The sequence below is a fragment of the Nocardioides sp. P5_C9_2 genome (assembly GCF_054049555.1).
Window position 1 is genome coordinate 1 of sequence record NZ_JBFUMD010000362.1, and the last position, 4086, is coordinate 4086.

Below are 4086 nucleotides of genomic sequence, written 5' to 3' on the forward strand. Positions count from 1 at the left end.
GCCCTCGGCCTCGTGCGGCGTCGTGATGATGAGGACGTCGGTGATGCCCGCCAGCATCAGGGTGGTGAGCGGGTAGTAGATCATCGGCTTGTCGTAGACCGGGACGAGCTGCTTGCTGATGCCCAGGGTGATCGGGTGCAGGCGTGACCCGGTGCCGCCGGCCAGAATGATTCCGCGCATGGGCGTCACCCTAGGGGACTCGCCGAGTCCTCGAAGTGACCGTGCCCCTGAGAGGATGCGCGGGTGCCTGCGCTGTCGACCCTCCGCAAGCCGCTCGTCGTCGTGGCCGCGGTCCTCGGATTCGCGGCGCTGGGTGTCTCGGTGGCCCGCGTGCCGGGCGCCGCCGACGACGCGCGCCACGACCTGGAGTCCGCCCAGGCGGAGCTGAAGTCCGGCGACACCGCCGCCGCGACCGCCGCCGTGGACCGGGCCCGCGACCACACCGACATCGTCCAGCTGGGGGTCCAGGGCCCCGCCGGACTGGTCGGGCAGTGGCTGCCGGTCGTGGGCACCAGCGTGCGCGACGCGCGGCACCTCGGCGACGCCCTCGAGTCGGTCGTGTCGGTCGCCGAGCTGGGAGCGGAGGCCTACCCCGAGATCACCGGGGACGAGGCGACCTTCTTTGCGGGCGGCAACGTCGACATCCCGACCCTCGAACGACTCGTGGACACCGCGGACGACGCCGAGGGCGAGCTCACCGACGCCCGAGAGAGCCTGTCCGCGATCGACGGCACCGGTCCGGCCGGGGGTCGGCTCGGCGACGCACGCGACCAGGCCCTGGCGCAGGTGGACCCGCTGCTCGACGACCTCGGCGGCCTGATGCCCCTCATGCGCCGGCTGCCGGACATCCTCGGCGCCGACGGCGAGCGGAAGTACCTGCTAGCGATCCTCAACCCCGCCGAGATGCTCTACTCCGGCGGCACCGCCCTCTCCTACGCGCCGGTCACCGTCTCCGACGGACGGGTGACGATCGGCAGGACCGTCGACACCGACGCCAACCGGGCCATGTTCCGGCCGCGCTACTGGCGCAAGGTGCAGGGCAACCCCTTCCACCGCGGCCCGATCCGGGTGGCTCTCGGCGGGATGGCGCCGTCGTGGCCGGTCGCCGGCGAGGAGACCCTCAACGCGTGGCGCAGCCTGCGCGGTCGCAACATGTCCGGGCTGGTGGCCGTCGACGTCGTCGCCCTGGCCCGCCTGGCCGAGATCACCGGGCCGATGGACGTGCCCGGCTACGGCCGGGTCGACAGCTCCAACCTGGTCGAGACCCTGGTGGGCAGCTACGACGACTACGCCGTGCAGGGCATCTCCCAGCGCAAGGCCGCCAACCGCGCCCTGGTCCCGCTCTTCGTCGAGCGTCTCCTCGGCACCGGCCAGCTCCCCGACAAGGTGCGCGTCCTGGCCGACGCCGCCGCGGGCCGTCACTTCGCGGTCTACTTCCGCGACGACGCGGTCCAGGACACGCTGCACGACCTCGCGATCAGCGGCGACCTGTCCCGCACCAAGAACGACTACCTCGGTGTCTTCACGCAGAACGCCGTGCCCAGCAAGACCGACTACTGGCAGTCGCGGACCGTCCGCTCGGACGTGCGACTCCGACCCGACGGCAGCGCCCGGGTGGCGCTGGAGGTGGAGATCCACAACGACTCCGCGCCGTACGCAGGTCCGGGCACCGACCCTCAGCAGGGCTACTTCACCCGCTGGGCGCACCTGTCGGTCGGCTCCTTCCTCCCTCGCCGCTCCGAGGTCGGCGCGGTGACGGTGGACGAAGTGCCGATCGACTTCACAGTCGGCGACTACTTCGGGCGCCCGTTCGTCCGGCACACCATCGAGCTGGCCCCGCAGGCGCGGCGCACCGTGCGCCTCGCGTACGACGTCCCCGCGGCGGCCGTCCGCGACGGCGACACGCTCACCTACCGCCTCGACCTCGACCCCCAGGGGATGGTGCGTTCGCAGGCCGTGTCGGTGCGGGTGCATCTCCCGGCCGGGTTCACCCCCGACGACCTGCCCGAGGGCTGGCACAGCACCGGTCCCGGCACCGCGACCTGGGCCTCCGCGGGGCTCGACGACTCACCTCGTCTCGCACTGGTCGCACGTCGGACCGACGCCGTCTCCTAGACTCCGCCGCATGGATCGACTTCTCGTGACCGGAGGCGCCGGCTTCATCGGCTCCAACTTCGTGCACCACCTGATGGAGCACACCGACGTGCGGGTGACCGTGCTCGACAAGATGACGTACGCCGCCAGCAAGGAGGCGCTCGCCGGGCTGCCCGAGGACCGGGTCCGTCTGGAGGTCGGCGACATCGCCGAGCCCGACGTCGTCGACCCGCTGGTCGCCGAGCACGACGCGGTCGTGCACTACGCCGCGGAGTCGCACAACGACAACTCGCTGCACGACCCGAGCCCCTTCATCCGGACCAACATCCTGGGCACGTTCACGATCCTCGAGGCGGTCCGCAAGCACGACAAGCGCCTGCACCACGTCTCCACCGACGAGGTCTACGGCGACCTCGACCTCGACGACCCCAAGCGCTTCACCGAGGACACCCCCTACAACCCGTCGTCGCCCTACTCGGCGTCCAAGGCCGGCTCCGACCACCTGGTCCGCGCCTGGGTCCGCAGCTTCGGCGTGCGGGCGACCGTGTCCAACTGCTCCAACAACTACGGCCCCTGGCAGCACATCGAGAAGTTCATCCCCCGCCAGATCACCAACGTGATCGACGGCATCCGCCCCAAGCTCTACGGCTCGGGCGAGAACGTCCGCGACTGGATCCACGCCGATGACCACTCCTCGGCCGTGTGGACGATCCTCAACAAGGGCGAGATCGGCGAGACCTACCTCATCGGCGCCGACGGGGAGAAGAACAACCTCGAGGTCGTCCGGTTGATCCTGACCCTGATGGGCCAGCCCGCCGACGCCTTCGACCACGTCAACGACCGCGCCGGCCACGACCTGCGCTACGCCATCGAGTCGGGCAAACTGCGCCAGGAGCTCGGCTGGCAGCCGCAGTTCCAGGACTTCGAGTCCGGGCTGGCCAACACCATCGAGTGGTACCAGACGCACCAGGACTGGTGGCGTCCGGCCAAGGAGGCCGTCGAGGCCGCCTACGCCGCGAAGGGCCAGTGATGGCGGACCTCACCGTCGAGCGCACCCCCATCCCGGGGCTGCTCGTCGTCCGGATGCCGCTGCACGGCGACGCCCGCGGCTGGTTCAAGGAGAACTGGCAGCGCGAGAAGATGGTGGCCCTCGGGCTGCCGGACTTCGGCCCCGTCCAGAACAACATCTCCTTCAACGCCTCGCGCGGGGCCACCCGCGGGATCCACACCGAGCCGTGGGACAAGTTCGTCTCCCTGGCCACCGGCCGGATCTTCGGGGCCTGGGTGGACATGCGCGAGGGCGAGAGCTTCGGGACGACGTTCCACCTCGAGGTCGACCCCTCCGTCGCGGTCTTCGTCCCGCGCGGCGTCGGCAACAGCTACCAGGCGCTCGAGGACGGCACTGCCTACACCTACCTCGTCAACGACCACTGGCGCCCGGGCGTGGCCTACCCCGCCCTGCACCTCGGCGACGAGACGGCCGCCATCCCGTGGCCCATCCCGCTCGACGAGGCGGAGATCTCCGACAAGGACCACGGCAACCCGCGCCTGGGTGACGTCACGCCGATGGCACCGAAGCGAACCCTCGTGGTCGGCGCCGGCGGCCAGCTCGGACAGGCGCTGGTCGCGGCGCTCCCCGGCGCGGACGGCGTCACCCGCGCCACCCTCGACGTCACCGACGCCGACGCCGTCGCCGCCTGGCCCTGGCACGAGTACGCCGTGGTCCTCAATGCCGCTGCCTACACCGCCGTCGACGTCGCCGAGACCCCCGAGGGCCGGCGGGCCGCCTGGGCCGCCAACGCCACCGCGCCCGCGACGCTGGCCAAACTCGCGCGCGAGCACGGCTTCACGCTCGTGCACTACTCCTCGGAGTACGTCTTCGACGGCACCGTCGAGGAGCACGTGGAGGACGAGCCGCTGTCCCCCCTGGGCGTGTACGCGCAGACCAAGGCCGCCGGCGACATCGCCGTCGGCCAGGCGCCGCGTCACTAC

General features: G+C 71.3%; 4 protein-coding genes. 3 read left to right on the forward strand and 1 reads right to left on the reverse strand.

The genetic code is table 11. The features are described 5' to 3' along the window. On the reverse strand, positions 1-180 hold a 180-nt coding region (locus ACXJKL_RS16040), incomplete at its 3' end, for a sugar phosphate nucleotidyltransferase (protein ID WP_457208027.1). Between the two features lie 63 nt (positions 181-243). Between ACXJKL_RS16040 and ACXJKL_RS16045 the strand changes: the two genes are divergently transcribed. From ACXJKL_RS16045 to ACXJKL_RS16055, 3 genes are all read left to right on the forward strand, one after another. Then, positions 244-2115 (forward strand): DUF4012 domain-containing protein, encoded by a 1872-nt coding sequence (locus ACXJKL_RS16045; protein ID WP_457208028.1) that lies wholly within the window; start codon positions 244-246, stop codon positions 2113-2115. A 10-nt stretch (positions 2116-2125) separates the two neighbouring features. Then, complete coding sequence (gene rfbB, locus ACXJKL_RS16050) at positions 2126-3124, forward strand: dTDP-glucose 4,6-dehydratase (protein ID WP_457208029.1); 999 nt, start codon at positions 2126-2128, stop codon at positions 3122-3124. Next, positions 3124-4086 (forward strand): sugar nucleotide-binding protein (locus tag ACXJKL_RS16055; RefSeq protein ID WP_457208030.1); only part of this gene is annotated, 963 nt, incomplete at its 3' end. The genes rfbB and ACXJKL_RS16055, both read left to right, overlap by 1 nt.

Bases quoted from the DNA above. Each gene is read 5' to 3' on its own strand.
- rfbB (WP_457208029.1), top strand. From the start codon at position 2,126: ATGGATCGACTTCTCGTGACCGGAGGCGCCGGCTTCATCGGCTCCAAC.